Annotated in this window: 18 protein-coding genes and 1 pseudogene; 12 read left to right on the forward strand and 7 right to left on the reverse strand. The window is 70.1% G+C overall.

Features of this window, described 5'->3' with window-relative positions:
* Positions 1 to 144: 144 nt before the first annotated feature.
* Positions 145 to 1,830: a carbohydrate binding domain-containing protein gene (locus ACZ562_RS01880; RefSeq protein WP_471173136.1), complete on the forward strand. Its 1,686-nt coding sequence runs from the start codon at positions 145 to 147 to the stop codon at positions 1,828 to 1,830.
* Between the two features lie 603 nt (positions 1,831 to 2,433).
* Positions 2,434 to 4,137, forward strand: a complete 1,704-nt coding sequence (locus ACZ562_RS01885) for a leucine-rich repeat domain-containing protein (RefSeq protein WP_471173137.1) — start codon at positions 2,434 to 2,436, stop codon at positions 4,135 to 4,137.
* Between the two features lie 89 nt (positions 4,138 to 4,226).
* On the opposite strand, the gene ACZ562_RS01890 is transcribed toward ACZ562_RS01885, so the two are convergent.
* Positions 4,227 to 5,564 carry a 6-phospho-beta-glucosidase gene (locus ACZ562_RS01890; RefSeq protein ID WP_471173139.1) on the reverse strand — a complete coding sequence of 446 codons (1,338 nt, stop codon included), beginning with the start codon at positions 5,562 to 5,564 and terminating at the stop codon, positions 4,227 to 4,229.
* On the reverse strand, positions 5,561 to 6,157 hold the full coding sequence (locus tag ACZ562_RS01895; RefSeq protein ID WP_471173141.1) for a DeoR/GlpR family DNA-binding transcription regulator: 597 nt from the start codon (positions 6,155 to 6,157) through the stop codon (positions 5,561 to 5,563). Before ACZ562_RS01895 ends, ACZ562_RS01890 begins: the two co-directional genes overlap by 4 nt.
* A 55-nt stretch (positions 6,158 to 6,212) precedes the next feature.
* Here ACZ562_RS01895 and ACZ562_RS01900 point away from each other — a divergent pair, with 55 nt between their 5' ends.
* Both ACZ562_RS01900 and ACZ562_RS01905 read left to right on the forward strand, forming a co-directional pair.
* On the forward strand, positions 6,213 to 6,506 hold the full coding sequence (locus tag ACZ562_RS01900) for an Ig-like domain-containing protein (protein WP_471173143.1): 294 nt from the start codon (positions 6,213 to 6,215) through the stop codon (positions 6,504 to 6,506).
* A gap of 91 nt (positions 6,507 to 6,597) precedes the next feature.
* Positions 6,598 to 8,013, forward strand: coding sequence for a glycoside hydrolase family 16 protein (locus ACZ562_RS01905; protein WP_471173145.1), 1,416 nt, complete (start codon positions 6,598 to 6,600; stop codon positions 8,011 to 8,013).
* Between the two features lie 59 nt (positions 8,014 to 8,072).
* Here the strand turns inward: ACZ562_RS01905 and ACZ562_RS01910 are convergent, their stop codons facing one another.
* The gene (locus ACZ562_RS01910; RefSeq protein WP_471173146.1) at positions 8,073 to 8,990 is read right to left on the reverse strand and encodes a helix-turn-helix domain-containing protein; all 918 of its coding nucleotides are present in this window, start codon (positions 8,988 to 8,990) and stop codon (positions 8,073 to 8,075) included.
* A gap of 146 nt (positions 8,991 to 9,136) precedes the next feature.
* On the opposite strand from ACZ562_RS01910, the pseudogene ACZ562_RS01915 reads away from it, so the two are divergent.
* The 7 genes and pseudogenes from ACZ562_RS01915 to ACZ562_RS01945 form a co-directional block, all read left to right on the forward strand.
* Positions 9,137 to 9,342 (forward strand): annotated as a pseudogene (locus tag ACZ562_RS01915) (transketolase); the annotation flags it as partial.
* Between the two features lie 81 nt (positions 9,343 to 9,423).
* The gene (locus ACZ562_RS01920; protein ID WP_471173952.1) at positions 9,424 to 9,666 is read left to right on the forward strand and encodes a transketolase-like TK C-terminal-containing protein; all 243 of its coding nucleotides are present in this window, start codon (positions 9,424 to 9,426) and stop codon (positions 9,664 to 9,666) included.
* A gap of 114 nt (positions 9,667 to 9,780) precedes the next feature.
* A complete protein-coding gene (gene zwf, locus ACZ562_RS01925; protein WP_471173148.1) occupies positions 9,781 to 11,364 on the forward strand; it encodes a glucose-6-phosphate dehydrogenase in 1,584 nt (527 codons plus the stop codon).
* Complete coding sequence (opcA, locus tag ACZ562_RS01930) at positions 11,361 to 12,296, forward strand: glucose-6-phosphate dehydrogenase assembly protein OpcA (RefSeq protein WP_471173150.1); 936 nt, start codon at positions 11,361 to 11,363, stop codon at positions 12,294 to 12,296. The genes zwf and opcA overlap by 4 nt, the downstream gene beginning before the upstream one ends.
* A complete protein-coding gene (gene pgi, locus ACZ562_RS01935) occupies positions 12,289 to 13,959 on the forward strand; it encodes a glucose-6-phosphate isomerase (protein WP_471173152.1) in 1,671 nt (556 codons plus the stop codon). The genes opcA and pgi overlap by 8 nt, the downstream gene beginning before the upstream one ends.
* 7 nt (positions 13,960 to 13,966) lie before the next feature.
* Positions 13,967 to 14,842 (forward strand): phosphogluconate dehydrogenase (NAD(+)-dependent, decarboxylating), encoded by an 876-nt coding sequence (gene gnd / locus ACZ562_RS01940; RefSeq protein WP_471173953.1) that lies wholly within the window; start codon positions 13,967 to 13,969, stop codon positions 14,840 to 14,842.
* Positions 14,843 to 15,000: 158 nt separating this feature from the next.
* Complete coding sequence (locus ACZ562_RS01945; protein ID WP_471173154.1) at positions 15,001 to 16,464, forward strand: pentapeptide repeat-containing protein; 1,464 nt, start codon at positions 15,001 to 15,003, stop codon at positions 16,462 to 16,464.
* Positions 16,465 to 16,469: 5 nt separating this feature from the next.
* Here ACZ562_RS01945 and ACZ562_RS01950 read toward each other — a convergent pair whose 3' ends face one another.
* The 4 genes from ACZ562_RS01950 to ACZ562_RS01965 all read right to left on the reverse strand — a co-directional run bounded on the left by ACZ562_RS01950 (position 16,470) and on the right by ACZ562_RS01965 (position 18,516).
* Positions 16,470 to 16,895 carry a hypothetical protein gene (locus tag ACZ562_RS01950; RefSeq protein ID WP_471173156.1) on the reverse strand — a complete coding sequence of 142 codons (426 nt, stop codon included), beginning with the start codon at positions 16,893 to 16,895 and terminating at the stop codon, positions 16,470 to 16,472.
* Between the two features lie 77 nt (positions 16,896 to 16,972).
* The gene (locus tag ACZ562_RS01955) at positions 16,973 to 17,383 is read right to left on the reverse strand and encodes a VOC family protein (RefSeq protein ID WP_471173158.1); all 411 of its coding nucleotides are present in this window, start codon (positions 17,381 to 17,383) and stop codon (positions 16,973 to 16,975) included.
* Positions 17,384 to 17,729: 346 nt separating this feature from the next.
* Positions 17,730 to 18,179 (reverse strand): PPOX class F420-dependent oxidoreductase, encoded by a 450-nt coding sequence (locus ACZ562_RS01960; RefSeq protein ID WP_471173160.1) that lies wholly within the window; start codon positions 18,177 to 18,179, stop codon positions 17,730 to 17,732.
* A gap of 124 nt (positions 18,180 to 18,303) precedes the next feature.
* Positions 18,304 to 18,516: a hypothetical protein gene (locus ACZ562_RS01965; RefSeq protein ID WP_471173162.1), complete on the reverse strand. Its 213-nt coding sequence runs from the start codon at positions 18,514 to 18,516 to the stop codon at positions 18,304 to 18,306.
* Between the two features lie 335 nt (positions 18,517 to 18,851).
* Here ACZ562_RS01965 and ACZ562_RS01970 point away from each other — a divergent pair, with 335 nt between their 5' ends.
* The gene (locus tag ACZ562_RS01970; RefSeq protein ID WP_471173165.1) at positions 18,852 to 20,081 is read left to right on the forward strand and encodes a serine hydrolase domain-containing protein; all 1,230 of its coding nucleotides are present in this window, start codon (positions 18,852 to 18,854) and stop codon (positions 20,079 to 20,081) included.
* Positions 20,082 to 20,107 lie beyond the last annotated feature (26 nt).

A 20,107-nucleotide genomic window follows, 5' to 3' on the forward strand; every position in this document is an offset into this window, starting at 1 on the left:
CGCCCAAGGGGCGCCTTTGCTCACCGGTATGGACCAATCAAGGCGTCAACCCTTGACACCCTGATTGGTCCATACCAACTTGGTTGCGCACCGTTCAGCACCTCTCTGTCCTCCTGAACACCCCCATTCCTTCAGGGAGATCGCGTGCGCAACCCACTCAGACGTCCCGGACGTCGCCTTCTGGCCCTCCTCGGCTCCGCCGCCCTCGCCCTCGCCGGAGCCGTCGCCCTGCCCGGTACGGCCCACGCGGCCAACATCCTTCCCAACCCCGGTCTCGAGTCGGGGAGCCTCTCCCCCTGGTCCTGCACCGGCAACCTGGGCTCCGTCGTCTCCTCCCCCGTGCACGGCGGCTCCAAGGCCCTGGCGGGGGCGGTGAGTTCCAGCGACACCGCCAAGTGCAGCCAGACCGTCTCCGTCAAGCCGAACACCACCTACACGCTGAGCGGCTGGGTGCGAGGCAGCCACGTCTACCTCGGCGTGGACGGCGGCTCCTCCACGTGGACGACGTCCCCGTCGGCGTACAGCCTGCTGAGCGCCACCTTCACCACGGGCGCCTCGCAGACCAGCGCCACCGTGTACGTCCACGGCTGGTACGCGCAGGGCACCTACTACGCCGACGACATCAGCCTCGACGGACCCGGCGGGGGCGGAGGCTCGGACAGCCAGGCGCCGACGGCTCCCGGAAGCCTGCGCTCCACCGCCAAGACCTCCTCCAGCGTGACCCTGGCGTGGAACGCCTCGACGGACAACGTCGGGGTCACCGCGTACGACGTCTACAGCGGCACGAACCAGGTACTGAGCGTCTCCGGTACGACCGCCACGGTGAGCGGGCTGTCGCCGAGCACCGGCTACACCTTCACCGTGAAGGCGCGGGACGCCGCCGGGAACACCTCACCGGCCTCCAACCCGGTGTCCGTCACGACCGACGCGGGCAGCGGCGGCGGCACCGGGTTCAAGCAGGCCGCGCCCTACCTGTACCTCGGCTGGGGCGATCCGCCGAGCGCGAGCTCGGTGATGAGTTCGACCGGGATCAAGTGGTACACGATGGCGTTCATCCTCTCCTCCGGCGGCTGCAACCCCGCCTGGGACGGGACGCGCCCGCTGACCGGCGGCAACGACCAGACCGTCATCAACTCCATCCGCTCCGCGGGCGGCGACATCGTCCCCTCGATCGGCGGCTGGAGCGGCAACAAACTCGGCCCGAACTGCTCAACTGCAGAGGCGCTGGCCGGCGCGTACCAGAAGGTGATCGACGCCTACGGCCTCAAGGCGATCGACGTCGACATCGAGAACACGGACGAGTTCGAGAACGCGACGGTCCAGGACCGTATCCTGAACGCGCTTAAGATCGTCAAGGCGAACAACCCGGGCCTGCGCACGATCCTGACCTTCGGCACGTCGACGACCGGCCCGACGTACTGGGGCAACCGGCTCATCGAGCAGGCCAAGGCCCTGGGCGCCGGCATCGACGTCTTCACGATCATGCCGTTCGACTTCGGCGGCGGCTCCGACATGTACGGCAACACCGTGAACGCGACGGAGGGCCTCAAGACCAAGCTGAAGTCGACCTTCAGCTGGGACGACGCGACGGCCTACGCGCACATCGGCATCTCCGGCATGAACGGCCTGAGCGACCAGCAGGAGCTCACCTCGCCGGCGATCTGGACCCAGATCCGCGACTGGGCGAACTCCCACCACATCGCCCGCCTCGCCTTCTGGTCGGTCAACCGCGACCGGCCGTGCCCGGGCGGCGGAGTGGTGAGCAACTGCTCCGGCATCAGCCAGAGCACCTGGCAGTTCACCTCGATCACGGCCGGATTCACCGGCTGATCGCAGGCACGACGTCCCCCCGGCTCGGAAGCCGGGGGGACTTTTTCGCTGGGGGTGTATCAGGGCGCGGAGTCCGGGCTCCTGATGAGTGAAAGACCGCACAGGGCCCACGGGGATCACGGGGGGTCACGGGGGATCACGGGGAAAGGGCCCACGGGGGACGGGGGAAACGGGGGACGGGGGAAACGGGGGAAACGGGGGGAACGGGGGATCGGGTCGGTCGGCCGCTGTCACGGGGAGCGACCGGCCGACCCGAACGACGTCCGCGTGCGGCCCTCCTCCCCGCCCCCGTTGCCGTCTGGGTGAGCTGACCCGCTAGTGCCGCGTGCCTCCTCCACTACCGACAACCGGTCTCGTCATGTGCCTTCCGGACCGGCCCTCGTCGAGCCACCAGTAGAACTACGTATTCCGATACGCAATTTGACGGCAGGGTACCTGGGCAGGCCGCCTGCTTCCTGGCCTCGGCAAGGCGATTCCAGGCGTCGACCACCCTCTGAACAGGTACTTCGCGCTGCGCGGCGGAAACGGCACTCCCGCTGTCGCACCCGGCCGCGGGAATGGGAGCCGCGTGGCTGTCGGTGGCGGCCTCTAGTATCCGGCGATATGACCACCACGGCCTCACCCACCTCGCCGGCGGGCTACCGCGTCATCACCGCATCCGAGATGGCGGAGAGGTTCCCGGCCTCCGCCGAGATCGAATATCCGTACCAGGACTTCGCCGACGAGCAGGAGATCCGCCTCTACGAAGGCGGGCTGAGCGTCACCGGTGACTTCGAGGCCGAGTCCGACGCCCACTGGGTGCGGTACAACGTCATCGTGGACGGCGACCTGACCGTCACCGGCGACCTGGCGTGGTGGGACTCGGCCAACGGAAATTTTCTGCTGATCACCGGTGACGTACAGGCACGCAATGTGCTGCTGACCGGCTGCCCGAACGTGGTGGTGTGGGGCGACATGACCGTGTCCGGGGGTATCCAGGGCAGCTACGGCGACGATGGCGGAGTGCTGAGCGTCGACGGCGGCACCCGGGCGCAGTTCATCATCAGCACGCTGTACTTTCGCATGAACTTCGCCGAGCAGCCGGAGGCCCTGCTCATCGCGGACCCCCACCACGTGAATGGAATCTACACAGACTGCCTGGTGGACTTCGACGCCGACGAGCTGGACGGCCTCGTACTGCCGGAACTGCTCGACGACCACGGCACCGCCGACGAGCGCAAGATCGGCGCGGCGCTGCGGGCCGGGCGGCCGGTGCTGCGGCCGGGCATACGGCCCAGCCGCGCGGCGGTGCCGGACGAGCTGCAGGCGCTGCTGCCCCAGGCCGACGAGGTCACCGAACTGGACCTGTCCGAACGCAAGTTGCAGCGGCTTCCCGAGCAGCTCTTCGCCTTCCCCAACCTGCGCGTCCTCTCCCTCGCGGGCAACGACACTCTCGGCCACCTCGACGACCGCCTCGGGGAGCTGACCGCCCTGGAGGAGCTGAACCTCGCCGAGACCGGGCTGAGCGTGCTGCCGGAGACCATCGGCGGCCTGCGTAAGCTGCGTGTCCTCGACATCTCCGACAACAACATCAAAGCTCTGCCCGAGCAGCTCGCGGACCTGCACCGGCTGGAGGTGCTGCGCGCCGCGCGCCTGACCTGCCCGGTGCCGGACGCCCTGGGCGAGCTGACCGGGCTGCGGGAGCTGGACCTGTCGTCCCTGCGCCCGGGCGAGCTCGCCGACATGGTCGACTTCCCGGCGGCCATCACACGGCTGACCGGCCTGCGGTCCCTCAGCCTCGCCCACGTGTGGCTCAGGACAGTCCCTGACGAACTGCTGGCCCTGACCGCCCTGGAAGAGCTGGACCTGCGCGGCTGTCTGTCAGCCGAACTACCCGGACTGCCCGACCTGGCCCAGCTGCCGCGCCTGCGGATGCTGCGGCTGAACGGCGAACCCAACTGGGCGTTCCAGCCGGAGCCGGATCGCGAACTGATGGCGGGGATCTGGGCGATCACCACCCTGGAACACCTGGAGATCGACCGCTGGGGCGAGAAGACCAAGGGCCATCAGGTCACACGCACGGCCTTCACCGCGCTGCCCGACGACGCGTTCGCCCGCATGCCCGGCCTGCGACGACTGGACCTGTCCTGCAACGAGCTCACGACCCTGCCCGAGTCACTCTTTCAGCTCCAGCACCTCGAAGCCGTCGACGTGCAACACACCAAGCTCAACGGACCGACCCTGGACCGACTGCGCACTGCCTTCCCGAAGGTCCGTATGGACCTACGCCACGCCGGGACCCGCACCGACGTCGACGACCCCACCTGACAGGCCCTCCATACCCTCGTCGACTCCGGCACCCCCGACGGCTCCGTGAGTCGCCGACGACACGGTGGGCGAGCGCGGTGCCGGTGCGCTTACTTGAGGTACGCCAGGCCGGGATGGACCTCTGTGTACCCCTCCACCAGCCTGCGTGCCACGTTGACCGAATCAACAAGCGGGTGCAGCGCGAACGCCTTCACGGCCGTCGCACGGGAACCGGACTCGGCCGCCGCCAGCACCTCTCGCTCGACCGCCTTCACCGCACAGACGAGACCGGTCGCATGGCCGGGCAGCGGGGCCACGGCCGCGGGATGCGCGCCGTTGGCGTCGACGAGGCAGGGGACCTCGATGACGGCGTCCGCGTCGAGCACGGAGAGGGTGCCCTGGTTGCGGACGTTGAGGATCAGCGTGGTGCGTTCGCCGCGGGCGATGGCGCGCATCAGTGCGAGGGCCACCTTCTCGTAGCCGCCGGAGAGGTCTTCGGCGTCGCGTTCACCGGCGCCGGCCGTCTCCCGGTTCTCGGCCATGTAGGTCGCCTCGCGTTCGGCGCGCGTGCGGTCCCAGGCGGTGAGGGGCGCGGCGTCGGGGCGCTTCATCTCGTCGTAGAAGCGGGCCTGCTGGTCGCGCAGGAAGGCACCGCGGGTCTTGTCGGCCTGCTGGTAGGCGCGGACGGCTTCCCGGTTGAAGTAGTAGTAGTGCAGGTATTCGTTGGGGACAGCCCCCAGGGACTGCAGCCACTCGACGCCGAAGAGCCTGCCCTCCTCGAAGGAGCCGAGCAGGTCGGGGTCGGCGAGCAGACGCGGCAGCTCGTCGCGGCCGGCGACGCGCAGGCCGCGGACCCAGCCGAGGTGGTTGAGGCCGACGTAGTCGATCCACGCCTCCCTCGGGTTCACGCCGAGTACACGCGCGATACGACGGCCGAGGCCGACCGGCGAGTCGCAGATGCCGATGACGCGGTCGCCGAGGTGGCGGGACATCGCCTCGGTGACGAGGCCTGCCGGGTTGGTGAAGTTGATGACCCAGGCGTCGGGGGCGAGGCGGGCGACGCGCCGGGCGATGTCCACAGCGACGGGGACCGTCCGCAGACCGTATGCGATGCCGCCCGCGCCGACCGTCTCCTGGCCCAGCACCCCCTCCGCGAGCGCCACCCGCTCGTCGTTCGCACGCCCCTCCAGGCCGCCGACGCGGATCGCGGAGAACACGAAGTCGGCGCCGCGCAGCGCATCGTCGAGGTCGGTGGTAGCGGCCACCTCGGGGGCGTCCGGCACACCAACGGCCTGTTCATTCAGCACACGGGCGACTGCATACAGTCGCCCGGCATCCAGGTCGTGCAGAACGACCTCCGTCACCCGGCCCTCGCCGCGGTCCCCGAGGAGCGCCCCGTACACGAGCGGCACCCGGAAGCCGCCACCGCCCAGAATCGTCAGCTTCACGCTGCACCAGCCTCTCCTGGTTCGCCTGGCACGACCAACTCGACGCCCGCCTCCTCCAGGGAGGTCCGCGTCGCCGTGTCCACCGGCGCGTTCGTCACCACAACGTCCAGGTCCTCGGGACCGCAGACCTTCGCCATGCCCGTACCCGGGAACTTCGCAGAGTCCGCGAGCAGGACGCCCTTGTCACCGGCCTTGATCATGGCCCGTTCGGCCGGCACCGCGACGACGGTCGCGGCCATCCGCTGCCCGCGCAGGTTGTCCTCGGTGAGGAAGCCGACCAGGGAGCGGTAGTCGCGGCGGACCCCGCCGTCGAGCAGCACGAGCTCTTTGCCCTCGTCGTCGGCGAGCTCCTCGTACACCACCAGGTTGCCGGTGATCACGGTGAACCGGCGGCCGTGCAGCTGCCTGGCCGGGCTGCAGGCGGTGGTACGGCTGTCGGGCAGGACGAGCAGGCCGTCCTCCTCGAATGTGAGCAGATCACGCCGGACGGCGGCGGGGCTCACCCCGAGCTGCTCGGAGAGGTCGGTCACAGCCGCGGGGCCGCCGGAGCGCAGGGCCCGCAGGATGAGTTGGTGGCGTCGTTCTGCCGGCACAGCGTGAACATTACTCGCCGTCTTCAATCCTTCCTTGCTCGCTCCCGCTCAACCATTGACCCAATCTCCACGGAGCGCAGCGAACTCGTACTCGGGCACGAGGTACACGGTCGCCGCCCGGGCGGAGGGCGCCGCTGAGGAGACGGCGACCTCCACCACGAAGTCGCCCGGTGAGACGTACGTCGGCTACTTCACGCCCGCGGCGGACTCGACGTCGGGTGTCGGTATGCAGGTGTCGGTCGACTCCACGCACGCCCCCACTGTCCGCACCGACCTGTGTTCATCGAGTGAACTCCCCTCGGGCGGTGGGTATTTCTCGGTTACACCTCTTGACGGCCGGAGTGACTGAGAGCACATTGGGCCCACTTTGAGAGCGCTCTCAAACCCGCGGGGCGCTTTCGAAGGAACCCCCGCACTCACTCCGTACCCGAGAGGCCCCCATGAGCGACACCTCCGGCATATCCGTCCCTGGCGCGCACCGCAGACGCCGTCCGCTGCGGCACGCGCTCGTCGCCGTCCTCGGCACACTCGGCCTGGCGGCGGCCGCCGCCACGGTCACCTCCCCGGCGGCGAACGCCTCCGCCCCAACTCCCCCGACGGGTTGGTCCCAGGTCTTCCTCGACGACTTCGACGGCGCCGCCGGCACGGGCGTCAGCACCGCCGACTGGCAGTACGACACCGGCACTTCGTACCCCGGCGGCCCGGCCAACTGGGGTACCGGCGAGGTCGAGACGATGACCTCCAGCACGAACAACGTCTCGCTCGACGGCAATGGCAACCTCCGCATCACCCCGCTGCGCGACTCGACCGGCAAGTGGACCTCGGGCCGCATCGAGACCAACCGCACCGACTTCCAGCCCCCCTCCGGCGGCAAGCTGCGCGTGGAGGCCCGTATCCAGATGCCGAACGTCACCGGCACCGCCGCGGAAGGCTACTGGCCGGCGTTCTGGATGCTGGGCGCGCCCTACCGCGGCAACCACCAGAACTGGCCGGGTGTCGGCGAGCTGGACATCATGGAGAACGTCCAGGGCCTGAATCGCGTGTGGGCCACGATGCACTGCGGCACCAACCCGGGCGGCCCCTGCAACGAGACCTCCGGAATCGGCAACCACACGGTGTGTCCGGGCACGGCCTGCCAGGCCGGCTTCCACACCTACACCATGGAGTGGGACCGCTCGGTGAGCCCGGAGGCGATCCGCTTCTCCGTGGACGGCACCGGCTACCATACGGTGACGGCGAACCAGGTCGACGCGACGACATGGGCCAACGCCACCGACCACGGCTTCTTCATCATCCTGAACGTGGCGATGGGCGGCGCCTTCCCGGACGCGTTCGGCGGCGGACCGGACAGCGGCACGGAGCCCGGCCACCCGATGGTCGTCGACTACGTCCAGGTGCTGCAGTCGAGCAGAGGGAGCGCTACCACTCCCCCGCCGTCCGGCAACCGTGACGCCTACGGCGCCATCCAGGCCGAGTCCTACGACAGCCAGTCGGGCACGAGCACCGAGACCACCTCGGACACCGGCGGCGGCAAGAACGTCGGCTCGCTGGCCAACGGCGACTGGGCGCTCTACAAGGGGATCGACTTCGGCTCGACCGCGGCGACGCAGTTCGTCGGGCGGGTGGCGAGCGGTGCGGCGGGCGGCGTCAGCGGCCTGGTCGAGGTGCGCCTGGACAGCCGTACCAGCACGCCCGTCGGCGGCTTCGCGGTGGCCGGCACGGGCGGCTGGCAGTCATGGAGGACGGTTCCGGCCAACATCAGCCCGGTGACGGGCACACACGACGTGTACCTCACCTTCACCAGTGGCCAGCCGGCGGACTTCGTGAACGTGAACTGGTTCAACTTCGGTCACTGAAAGGCAGGTCGACTTCCGCGGGGGCGGGCCCGTGGCGGCCCGCCCCTTCCGTCGGGAGCTCAGCGCAGCTCCGCCCGGAACGCCGCCGGTGTCAGCTCAGTGTGGTGGTGGAAGAACTTGGAGAAGTTCGCCGCGTCCGGGAAGCCGACCGCCGCGCCGACGCGGCCTGTCGGCAGGTCCGTGTGGGCCAGCAGGCGCTTGGCCTCCAGGATCACGCGTTTGTCGATGAAGCCCTTGGGGGTCTCGCCGGTGGCGGCGCGGACCGCGCGGACCAGGGTGCGGCGGGAGTAGCCGAGGGCGTCGGCGTAGGCGCTGACGCTGTGGTTGGTGGCGAAGCCCTGCTCCACCGCGTCGCGGAAGCGGGTGAAGGTCGTGTCGGACTGCCTGCGCGCGGCCTCGGCGGAGTCGGCGGCGAGGTGGGCCAGGCGCAGGAGAAACGCCGTCAGGGTGTGGCGCAGTACCGCCGTGTGCAGGCTCGGGGGGAGTGTCGTCGTGTCCTCGTACTCGTGCTGGAGCTGTGCGAGGGCCGACCGGAGGCCGGTGCGCTGGGCCTCGTCGGGGTGGAGCAGGGGCGGCAGGTCGTAGCGGTACAGGCCGGTGGCCTCGACGGTGGCGCGGGGCAGGAAGCCGGGCTGCATGGTCAGGACGGTTCCGCGGTACTCGCTGGTGCGCGGGAAGCGGTGGATCTGCCCGGGGCGGATCCACAGCAGGTCGCCGGCCGCCGCCTCGTACTCGGCGAAGTCGATCATGTGCTGGACGGGGCCGTGGTCGAAGAGCATCACGATGTGGAAGTCGATGCGGTGGACGCGGTGCAGCGGCGCGTCGGCGGCGTGCCAGGTGTGGCCGGTTCCCATCGGGCCGACCTGTATGCCGACGCCGCCGACGCTCATCTCGACCGGAAAGGGGAATGTTCTGATTCCGTCGTCGCCGCCGACGCCGTCGTCACCGTCTTCGCCTTGGGTGGTTCTGTCTGCCATGTCCTTCTCATACCGCCTCGACCGTGCCGTCCGTGTCCCACTTTCACCACAGGCTGACACACGGCGACCTTCCCACGTAAAAGTCAGACTTTTACTTTTGAACGCGTTAGAGCAGCTATCGCCCTCCTGTCTAGGATTTCTTGAAGATGAGCACGCAGGCACCGGCCGGCTTCGGATGGACCGAACTCGACCGGCGTGCCGTCGACACCGCCCGCCTTCTGGCGGCCGACACTGTGCAGCAGGCCGGGAACGGTCGCCCGGGCACCGCGATGAGTCTGGCCCCGCCGCGTACACGATCTTTCAGAAGGTGATGCGGTACGACCCGGCCGATCCCGAGTGGACCGGCCGTGACCGCTTCGTCCTGTCCCCCGGCGACACCTCGCTGACCCTCTACACGCGGCTCCACCTCGCGGTGGTCCGAGGAGCAGTCGCGGTGTACCGCGAGAGTGTCCTTCCGCCGTCCGTGCGGGCCCGCGTTGCGGTCGAGGCCGGGATCGGTCTGACGTGGTACCGGTTCACAGGTGACGCAGGACGCATCGTCTTACTTGAACACGTCGGCGTTTCCGCCGATGCGAAGACCCTGTTCGCCGAGTTCGGCCTCACCGCCGAGAAGGTCGCCGCGCCAGCGCGGGCTCTGCTCAATCCACAGACGGGCCTCGCCGCCGCACACGGTTGATCCGGACGCCAGAAAGAAGATGATCAGAGTGACCGAAGCGACCGCGGCCGCGGGAGCACTCGCTCTGCTGGACGCCGTCACGAGGTCACTGAACCGCAAGGGGGTCGACGACGAATGAGCAATGAACTGTCCGATGCGGCCGAGGCCGTGACGGCCCTTCCGGCCACCCCGCCGGCCGGCTGGTCCAACCGGCTGCGTGACCCGCGCGACCGCCGCCTGCCCCGTATCGCGGGCCCGTCCGGACTGGTCGTCTTCGGCGTCACCGGCGACCTGTCCCGCAAGAAGCTGATGCCTGCCGTGTACGACCTGGCCAACCGCGGTCTGCTGCCGCCGGGCTTCTCGCTCGTCGGGTTCGCCCGCCGGGACTGGGAGGACGAGGACTTCGCGCAGATCGTGCACGACGCCGTCCGCGAGCACGCGCGCACGCCCTTCCATGAGGAGGTGTGGCAGCAGCTCGCCGAGGGCATGCGGTTCATCCCCGGTGACTTCGGCGACGACACGGCCTTCAAGCAGCTGAGGGCGGCCGTCGACGAGCTGGACCGCTCCCGTGGCACCGCCGGCAACTACGCCTTCTACCTCTCCGTGCCGCCGAAGTTCTTCCCGAAGGTCGTCCAGCAGCTCAAGAATCACGGACTGGCCGACGCACCGGAGGGCTCCTGGCGCCGCGCGGTGATCGAGAAGCCGTTCGGGCACGACCTGGCGAGCGCCCGCGAGCTGAACGCGCTCGTGCACGACGTGTTCGAGCCCGACCAGGTCTTCCGCATCGACCACTACCTCGGCAAGGAGACCGTCCAGAACATCCTGGCGCTGCGCTTCGCCAACGAGATGTACGAGCCGATCTGGAACCGGTCGTACGTCGACCACCTCCAGATCACGATGGCCGAGGACATCGGCATCGGCGGGCGCGCCGGCTACTACGACGGCATCGGCGCCGCCCGTGACGTCATCCAGAACCATCTGCTGCAGCTGATGGCGCTGACCGCGATGGAGGAACCCGTCGCCTTCGACGCGGAGTCACTGCTCACCGAGAAGCTCAAGGTCCTCAGGTCCGTGCGGCTGCCGGAGAACCTGGGTGAGCACACCGTTCTCGCGCAGTACGCGGAGGGCTGGCAGGGCGGCGAGAAGGTGGCCGGGTACCTCCAGGAGGGGGGCATCGACCCCGAGTCGAAGACCGACACGTACGCGGCGGTCAGGCTGGAGGTGGACAACCGCCGCTGGGCGGGCGTCCCCTTCTACCTGCGCACCGGCAAACGCCTCGGCCGGCGGGTCACAGAGATCGCGGTCGTCTTCAAGCGGGCGCCGCACTCCCCCTTCGACTCCACCGCCACGGAGGAGCTCGGCGAGAACGCGATCGTCGTCCGCGTCCAGCCCGACGAGGGCATGACCGTCCGGTTCGGTTCGAAGGTGCCGGGCACGTCGATGGAGATCCGGGACGTCACGATGGACTTCGCGTACGGCGAGTCCTTCACGGAGTCGAGCCCCGAGGCGTACGAACGCCTCATCCTGGACGTGCTGCTCGGCGACGCCAACCTGTTCCCCCGTCACCAGGAGGTGGAGGAGTCCTGGAAGATCCTCGACCCGATCGAGGAGTACTGGGCACGGCACGGGAGGCCCGCGCAGTACGCCTCGGGCAGCTGGGGACCGAAAGAGGCCGACGAGATGCTCGCACGAGACGGACGGAGCTGGCGCAGGCCATGAAGATCGACCTGACCGACACCACGGCAAGCAAGATCAACAAGGCGTTGGTGCAGGGCCGCCGCGCCATCGGCACGCCCGCCGTGGGCATGGTCCTGACGATGGTGATCGTCACGGACGAGGAGAACGCCTACGACTCGATCAAGGCGGCCGAGGAGGCCTCGCACGAGCACCCCTCGCGGACCCTGGTCGTCATCAAGCGGCACGCCCGCACCCCGCGCGAGCGCACCGCCTCCCGGCTGGACGCGGAGGTCCGCGTCGGCTCGGAGGCGGGCACCGGCGAGACCGTGGTGCTGCGCACCTACGGCGAGGTGTCCGACCACGCCGACTCCGTGGTGCTGCCGCTGCTGCTGCCGGACGCGCCGGTCGTCGTGTGGTGGCCGGTGGACGCGCCCGCGGTGCCCGCCAAGGACCCGCTGGGCGCCCTCGCCCAGCGCAGGATCACCGACATGTACGCCGTCGAACGCCCGCTGACGGCCCTGGAGGCGCGGGTTGCCTCCTACGCGCCCGGCGACACCGACCTCGCCTGGACCCGGCTCACCCCCTGGCGCTCGATGCTGGCCGCGGCCCTGGACCAGGCCCGCGCGAAGGTCACCTCGGCGGCCGTTGAGAGCGAGGCCGAGAACCCGAGCGCCGAACTGCTGGCCCGCTGGCTGGAGGCCCGCCTCGGCGTCGGCGTCGACCGGATCGTCACGGCGGGACCCGTCGTCACGGCCGTGCGCCTCGGCACCGAGCAGGGCGAGATCGTCATCGACCGTCCCGAGGGGCCGCTGGCCACGCTGTCCCTGCCGGGCCAGCCCTCGCGCACCCTCGCGCTGAAGGTCCGTTCCACCTCCGAACTCATCGCCGAGGAGCTCAGGCGCCTCGACGCGGACGAGATGTACGCCGTCGCCCTGCGCGGCGAGTCCACCAAGGAGATCTCCTCTCATGTCTGACTCCCCCAAGCTCACACGGCGACCTGAGTGGGCCGCCCTGGAGGACCACCGCGCTCGGTGGACCGCGCATCTGCGCGATCTGTTCGCGATGGACCCATGGCGTGCGGAGCGGTACGTCGTGCACGTAGGCGACCTGCGCATCGACTACTCCAAGCACCTCGTCACCGACGAGACGCTGGCCCTGCTCCAGGAACTGGCCACCGCCACCGACGTGTTCGGACTGCGTGACGCCATGTTCCGCGGCGAGAAGATCAACGTCACCGAGCAGCGCGCGGTCCTGCACACCGCGCTGCGCGCCCCGGCCAACGCGGTGATCGAGGTCGACGGCGAGAACCCCGAGAACCCCGTGAACGTCGTCCCTCAGGTCCACGCTGTCCTGGACAGGATGAGCCGCTTCGCGAACCGGGTCCGCTCGGGGGAGTGGACCGGCCACACCGGCAGGCGGATCCGCAACATCGTCAACATCGGCATCGGCGGCTCCGACCTGGGCCCCGCGATGGCGTACGAAGCGCTGCGCGCTTACACGGCACGGGAGTTGACGTTCCGGTTCGTCTCGAACGTCGACGGCGCCGACCTGCACGAGGCCGTACGGGACCTGGACCCCGCGGAGACCCTGTTCATCGTCGCCTCCAAGACCTTCACCACCATCGAGACCATCACCAACGCCACCTCGGCCCGGTCCTGGCTCCTCGACGGCCTCGGCGGCGAGGAGAAGGCGGTCGCAGCGCACTTCGTCGCCCTGTCGACCAACGCCGAGAAGGTCACCGGGTTCGGCATCGACCCGGACAACATGTTCGAGTTCTGGGACTGGGTCGGCGGCCGCTACTCCTACGACTCGGCGATCGGCCTGTCGTTGATGATCGCCATCGGGCCGGACCGCTTCCGGGAGATGCTCGACGGGTTCCGCATCGTCGACGAGCACTTCCAGCGCGCGTCGGCAGACGCCAACGCCCCGCTGATCCTGGGACTGCTGGGCATCTGGTACGGCAACTTCTTCGACGCCCAGGCGCACGCCGTGCTGCCCTACAGCCACTACCTGTCAAAGTTCACGGCCTACCTGCAGCAGCTGGACATGGAGTCCAACGGCAAGTCGGTGGACCGCGCGGGACGTCCCGTGGAGTGGCGGACCGGCCCGGTGGTGTGGGGCACGCCCGGCACCAACGGACAGCACGCCTACTACCAGCTCCTGCACCAGGGCACCGAGCTCGTTCCGGCCGACTTCATCGGCTTCGCCAGGCCCGTCGCCGAGCTGAGCGACGGCCTCAAGGCACAGCACGATCTGCTGATGGCCAACCTGTTCGCGCAGGGGCAGGCGCTCGCCTTCGGTAAGACCGCCGAGGAGGTACGGGCGGAGGGCGTGCCCGAGGAGCAGGTGCCGCACCGCACCTTCAAGGGCAACAAGCCCACCACGACCATTCTCGCCACCGAGCTCACGCCGTCGGTCCTCGGCCAGCTCATCGCCCTGTACGAGCACAAGGTGTTCGTGCAGGGCGCGATCTGGAACATCGACTCCTTCGACCAGTGGGGCGTCGAGCTCGGCAAGGTCCTCGCCAAGCGTGTCGAGCCCGCCCTCACCGAGGGCGCCGACGTCCCCGGCCTCGACCCCTCCACCACCGCCCTCGTGGCCGCGTACCGCGCGCTGAAGAACGCTCAGGAGAAGTGAAGTGACCATGCAGCTGGGAATCATCGGCCTCGGCAAGATGGGCGGCAACATGCGCGAGCGGATCCGCCGCGCGGGCCACACCGTCGTCGGATACGACAGCAACCCCGAACTCTCCGACGTGAAGAGCCTCGCCGAACTGGTCGACCGGCTCGAAGCCCCGCGCACCGTCTGGGTGATGGTCCCGGCCGGCGCCCCCACCCAGTCCGTCGTGGACGAGCTCGGCGGCCTGCTGCAGGCCGGCGACACCGTCGTCGACGGCGGCAACTCCCGCTGGACCGACGACGAGAAGCACGCCGAGGAGCTGGGCGCCAAGGGCATCGGCTTCGTCGACGCGGGCGTCTCCGGCGGCGTGTGGGGACTCGAGAACGGGTACGCCCTGATGGTCGGCGGTGACAAGGAGCACGTCGCGCGGCTCCAGCCGATCTTCGAGGCGCTCAAGCCGGAGGGACCGTACGGCTATGTCCACGCCGGCAAGGTCGGCGCCGGGCACTTCTCCAAGATGGTCCACAACGGCATCGAGTACGCCATGATGCAGGCCTACGCCGAGGGCTGGGAGCTCCTGGAGAAGGTCGACTCCGTCACCGACGTGCGCGAGGTCTTCCGCTCCTGGCAGGAGGGCACGGTCATCCGCTCCTGGCTGCTCGACCTCGCGGTCAACGCGCTCGACGAGGACGAGCACCTGGACAAGCTGCGCGGCTACGCGGAGGACTCCGGTGAGGGTCGCTGGACCGTGGAGGCCGCCATCGACAACGCCGTACCGCTGCCCGCCATCACCGCCTCCCTCTTCGCTCGGTTCGCGTCCCGCCAGGACGACTCGCCGCAGATGAAGATGATCGCGGCGCTGCGCAACCAGTTCGGCGGCCACGCCGTCGAATCGAAGTAGGTCCGGCCGACCGGCCGGTGACAGCCGAGTGGAACACCAGACCGCAGGACGGCGGTCGTCAGGGAGTGTCCGCAGGTGGTGAGCCCACCACCTGCGGCAACGGTCAACCGGCAGAGGCCTGTTGACAGGCGCGCAAGGCCACGTCAGAGTCCAGGCTGATGGAGATCAACGATCTGACGGCGCCCGAGGAGCGGGTGTGGCGGGCGTTCGCGACGGGCGCGGCGGTGGACTTCCGTACGGCGGAGGACGAGGACCCGGCGGCGGGCGAGAGCTGGGGACCCGAACGGACCGTACGGGCGGCCGTGTTGCGGTATCTGCTGCTCAACGGCCCTGAGGAACAGGGAGAGATCCCCTCCCTCAAACTGGCCGGCGCGCGCATCACCGGCGTGCTCGACCTCCGGTACGCGACCAGCGAGCGCGCGGCCCGCCTGCGGCACTGCTTCTTCGACGACGTACCGCAGCTGTACGGTGCCCAGCTCCGTCATCTGAACCTGAGCGAGTCCGTACTCCCCGGGCTGGCCGCCGCCACCGTGCGGGTGGAAGGGGTACTGCGGTTCACCCGCTGCCGGTTCCGCGGGCCGGTGCGGCTCGGCGGGGCACAGGTCTCCGGGGCCGTGTTCATGGAGAGCGCCGAGTTCACCGCGCCGGACACCGAGGAGCCGGTGCTGCAGCTCAACCAGGCGTCCGTCGGGGACGACCTGTGGGCTCCCGGGCTGCGAGCCCAGGGCCGGCTTCGGCTCAACGGCGCGTCCGTCGCCGGTACTGTCAATCTCGCCGGCGCCCGCCTGCACCACCCCGGCCGTACGGCCCTTCAGGCGCAGAACCTCTCCGTCGGTGCCGACTTCCTCGGCATGCAGCTCACTGTGGACGGCCGGGCCGACCTGCGCGGAATCCGCGTACCGGGGCAGCTCAGTCTGGCGTTCGCCCGGCTGTCCAACCCGGACGGCATGGCGCTGCGCGCGAGCAGCGCGGTGATCGGGGAGCTGTGGCTGCACGAGACCCTGCCGATCGAGGGCTGTGTCGACCTTCGCCGCGCGCAGATCGAACGCATCCAGGCGGCACCCGGCATCTGGCCCGCCCATGTGCACCTGGACGGCCTGACCTACACCACGCTGGCCCCGCACGAACCGGCGGAGCGCCGGCTGCCGCTCCTGGAGCGGGAGGACGACGGCTATGTCCCGTACGTTTACGAGCAGTTGACCGCATCCTACCGCCGCGTCGGCGACGACCACGCGGCCCGGCTCGTGCAGCTCGCCAAGCAGCGCCGCCTCAGGACCACGCGTGCCTGGTACGGGCGGGTCTGGGGCTACGTCCAGGACGCCACCGTCGGCTACGGCTTCCGCCCCCTGCGCGCCGCCGTCTGGCTTCTGTCCCTGCTTGCGGTCGGCTCGGTGGCGTACGGGCTGCACCACCCCCGCCCGCTCAAGGGCTCCGAGGCCCCGCACTTCGACCCGGTGTTCTACACCCTCGACCTGCTGCTGCCGGTGATCTCCTTCGGGCAGGAGGGCGCCTTCGCCCCCCAGGGCTGGTACCAGACGCTGTCCTACGCCCTCGTCATCGCGGGCTGGATCCTGGCAACGACGGTCTTCACCGGTGTGACCAGGAACGTCAGCCGCCAGTGAGCCCCTCACCGCATGCCCGGCCGCCAGCCCCACGGGCGTGTTGGAGGCGCCGTGGCCGCGGTGGCCGCCGTCTGCGCTGGAGGAGTTCGAGGAAGACGCGGTCGACGGTACGGGTAGGGCAGTGCCAAGACGCCGTGCGCGTCCCGGTCGTAGAGGATGCGGAGGTCGCGGTACGTCTCCCGCTCGGCGTCGGTGAGGTCGTAGCGGGCGGCCAGGTCGTCGTGGCGGTTCGCGGCGATCGGCAGCAGGCGGCCGGCGGCCTCGCGGGAGCGGCGTGCCGCGGCCACGTCGTCGGCGGCCGGCGGGGTGTGCTGGGCGTGGACGGTGTCGTCGGTGGGCTCCGCGCCGACGGTGAGGGCGATCCGGACGCTGCCCGCGGCGTTGGTGACGGCACGGCCGCGCATCGGACCGTAGGAGTCGGCGACGGCCATGCTCCGGGGCTGGTGAGGGCGAGGTGGTCCGGGAGGCGTCCCAGCCGGAGAGGTGACGGCGTAAGCCTTGAGGGCTCCTACGCGTTGGACCAGCCCCGCTCGCACAGCACCAGCCGGTAGCCGTCCGGGTCCTCGAGGGTGACCCCCCATTGGTTCCAGTAGGGGTTGGGGGACGGGACGCGCTTCCCGCCGTGCTCCTCCAGCCGTGCGACCAGGTCCTCCGGCACCGGGCCGTCGACGTAGATCACCAGGAGGTCCTCCTCGGTGGGCCGGGGTTCGACGGGACGGGCGGGTTCGCGGACGAGTTCCAGGTGCCAGTCGGCGTCCGGCCAGCCCAGCATCAACAGGTCGTGCTCGCAGGGTTCGGGTCCGCCCTCGGCCCGCCACACGACGCCGAGTCCGAGCCCGTCGGCCCAGAAGCGCTCGGCCTGCGCCAAGTCCCGGGACGGGCGGGCGATACGGATGTGACTGCGGCCGTTGACGGGCATCGGGACCTCTTCTCCTGGCGTCCTCACCGGATTTGACCTGCAACGAAGCCTAAGCAGCCGGTGATCGCCGGACCATCCGTCATCGGTCCTCCGCCCCGCGCCCTAGGTCCTGTCATCACATTCCCGTCGTCCGCCCGGCGGGGCAGGCGGGAAGGTGACGACAGGACCTGACGACTTCACCCGGCGCCACGCCCCGTTTGACAGATGACATTGGCGGAAAGAACATCGGCCGGAACGAGCAGAGACGGACAGCCTGGCTCCGGCACCTGGCTCCAGCAGGCCTCCGCGCGCTCCGGCCGGTTTCAGGGGCGGCCGGGGCGCGCGGACCACGGCCCGCATCCGGCGCTCAGCCCCGGCCGGCGCGTTTGGGAATCCCGTACGCCCGCTCCACCTTAAGCCGCAGCACCAGTCGGCGGTCGCGGACCATCGCGGCGCGGAAGTCGCCCCAGTCGGGGTGCTCGCCCAGGACGTCGCGATACAGGCGGACGAGCTCGTCGACCGTCTCGTCGTGCGGGTCCTTCGCGACGGGCGAGAGGTCGGCGGTGCCCTCGGCGACCGTGTAGGCCCACCGGTCCGAGCTGGTCACGTGGTACGACGCCCGGGGGTCCCGGCGCAGGTTACGGGTCTTGGCGCGGTCGTCCGTGATCGAGATCCTGACGATCCGCTCGTCCGGGTAGTAGTGGTGGCTGACGTTCGACAGCTGGGGCCGGCCGTCCCGCTTGAGGGTGACCAGCACCCCGCCGCGGCCCTCGGAGAGGAGCCTGAGCAGTGCGTCCTGCGTCGCGTCCTGAGTCATATCAGGTCAACCGGCCCGGCCGGGCCGCGCATTCCCGGGAAGACACCGTCGAGCCAGAGAGTAGACACTGTCTACCTTCGTCAACGTCGTGCCGGCGATGCTGTTCGGCGTAGTCGCCCTCGCCCTACGCGAGCCGCGGCAGACATCCCCGGCCCCCGTCCCCCTGGACGTGCCGGGCGCGCTGCTGCTCGCGGTGAGCCTGGCGTGCCTGGTGCACACCCTCGTCGCGCTGCCGGAGTCCGGCTGGACTGCCGGGAGCGGGCTGGGCCTCGCTGCGGTCCCGGTGACCGGTACGGCCTTCGTCCGGCACGAACGCCGTACCGCGAGCCCGACCCATGTCCTCGTACGGCGGGCCACCGTCGAGTCGGCCGGAGTGGCGGGCGGGCTGCAGCAGACCGCGATGAACGTCGGGCCGGCGCTCGGCGTGGCCGCCGCGACCACCCTCATGGGACTGGGCCGGGGGTCCGGAACCGCCACTCGTCCTCCTCGCGGTCCTGGCCGCGGCCGGTGCGGCGGCCGGTCTCGCCCTGCCGGGACGTTTCGCCACCCCGATCGGCGATCACAGACATCCCGGGGACCGTTCACGTGTTCCTGCGCCACGATGAGGTCTGAGGGGCATTCCGGCGGTGTATGCCGGAGCGCGCCTCGCCGAACGCACTGCGGAGGAGAGCGATGGTACAGCTGCGACAAGAGGTCGACCCGGGCGAGGCCGGGCTGGACGCGAAGGCGCTGGACCGCCTCGACCAGCACTTCGCCCGTTACGTCGACGAAGGACGCCTGCCCGGTTTCCTGGTCGCCGTCTCCCGAGGCGGACGCGTCTCCCACCTCACCACGTACGGCCACCGTGACATCGCCGCCGGGCTGCCCGTCGAGCCCGACACCCTGTGGCGGATCTACTCCATGACCAAGCCCGTCGCCTCGGTCGCCGCGCTGCTGCTGGTCGAGGAGGGCCGGCTCTCGCTGGACGACCCTGTCGACCGCCACCTGCCGGCCTTCGCCGACCCCCAGGTGTACGTCGGCGGCTCCGGTGCCGGGATCAGGACCCGCCCGGCCGCAGGGCCGATACGCATCCGCCATCTGATGACCCACACGGCGGGCCTGACGTTCGCCTTCTACCACACGCACCCCGTGGACGGGCTCTACCGCGAGGCCGGTCTGGAGTCGGCGGTGCTGCCGGGCTCGGACCTGGCCGGTACGGTCGAGGCCTACGCGAGCCTGCCGCTGCAGTTCGAACCGGGCACGCAGTGGAACTACTCCGTCGCCACCAACGTCCTGGGCCGGGTCGTCGAGGTGGTCTCGGGACAGCCGCTCGACGCCTTCCTCGCCGAGCGGATCTTCGGCCCGCTCGGGATGACAGACGCCGGGTTCTGCGTCCCGGCCGACCAGGCGGACAGACTCGCCGAGCTGTACGGCGACGCCGACGGCGGCGGCATCGAGCCCATCCCCGGGCTCCCGCTGCACGGCCGCCCCCGCTTCCTGTCCGGGAGCGGCGGCATGGTGGCCTCCGCCCACGACATGCACCGCTTCATGGAGCTGCTGCGCCGCGGCGGCGAACTCGACGGGACCCGCCTGCTCGCCCCCGGGACGGTGGACCTCATGACCAGCAACCACCTGCCCGGCGGCGCCGATCTGCGCGCCTTCGGCAGCGCCCCCGCCCACGACGAGCCCGGCAACGAGGGCGTCGGCTTCGGCCTCGGCGTCTCCGTGGTGATCGACCCGGACCGTACGACGGCCCCCTCTGGCCTGGGCACGTACGGCTGGAGCGGGGTCGCGACGACGACCTTCTGGGTCGACCCCGGCCGCGACCTGACCGTGCAGTTCATGACGCAGGTCCGGCCGAAGGGTTCGCACACGATCTACCCGGAACTCAAACGGCTGGTCCACGAGGCGGTCACCGGCTGAGGGCCGGCCCGGCCCCAGGACCGGAC

This window comes from Streptomyces sp. NPDC040410 (assembly GCF_055595715.1).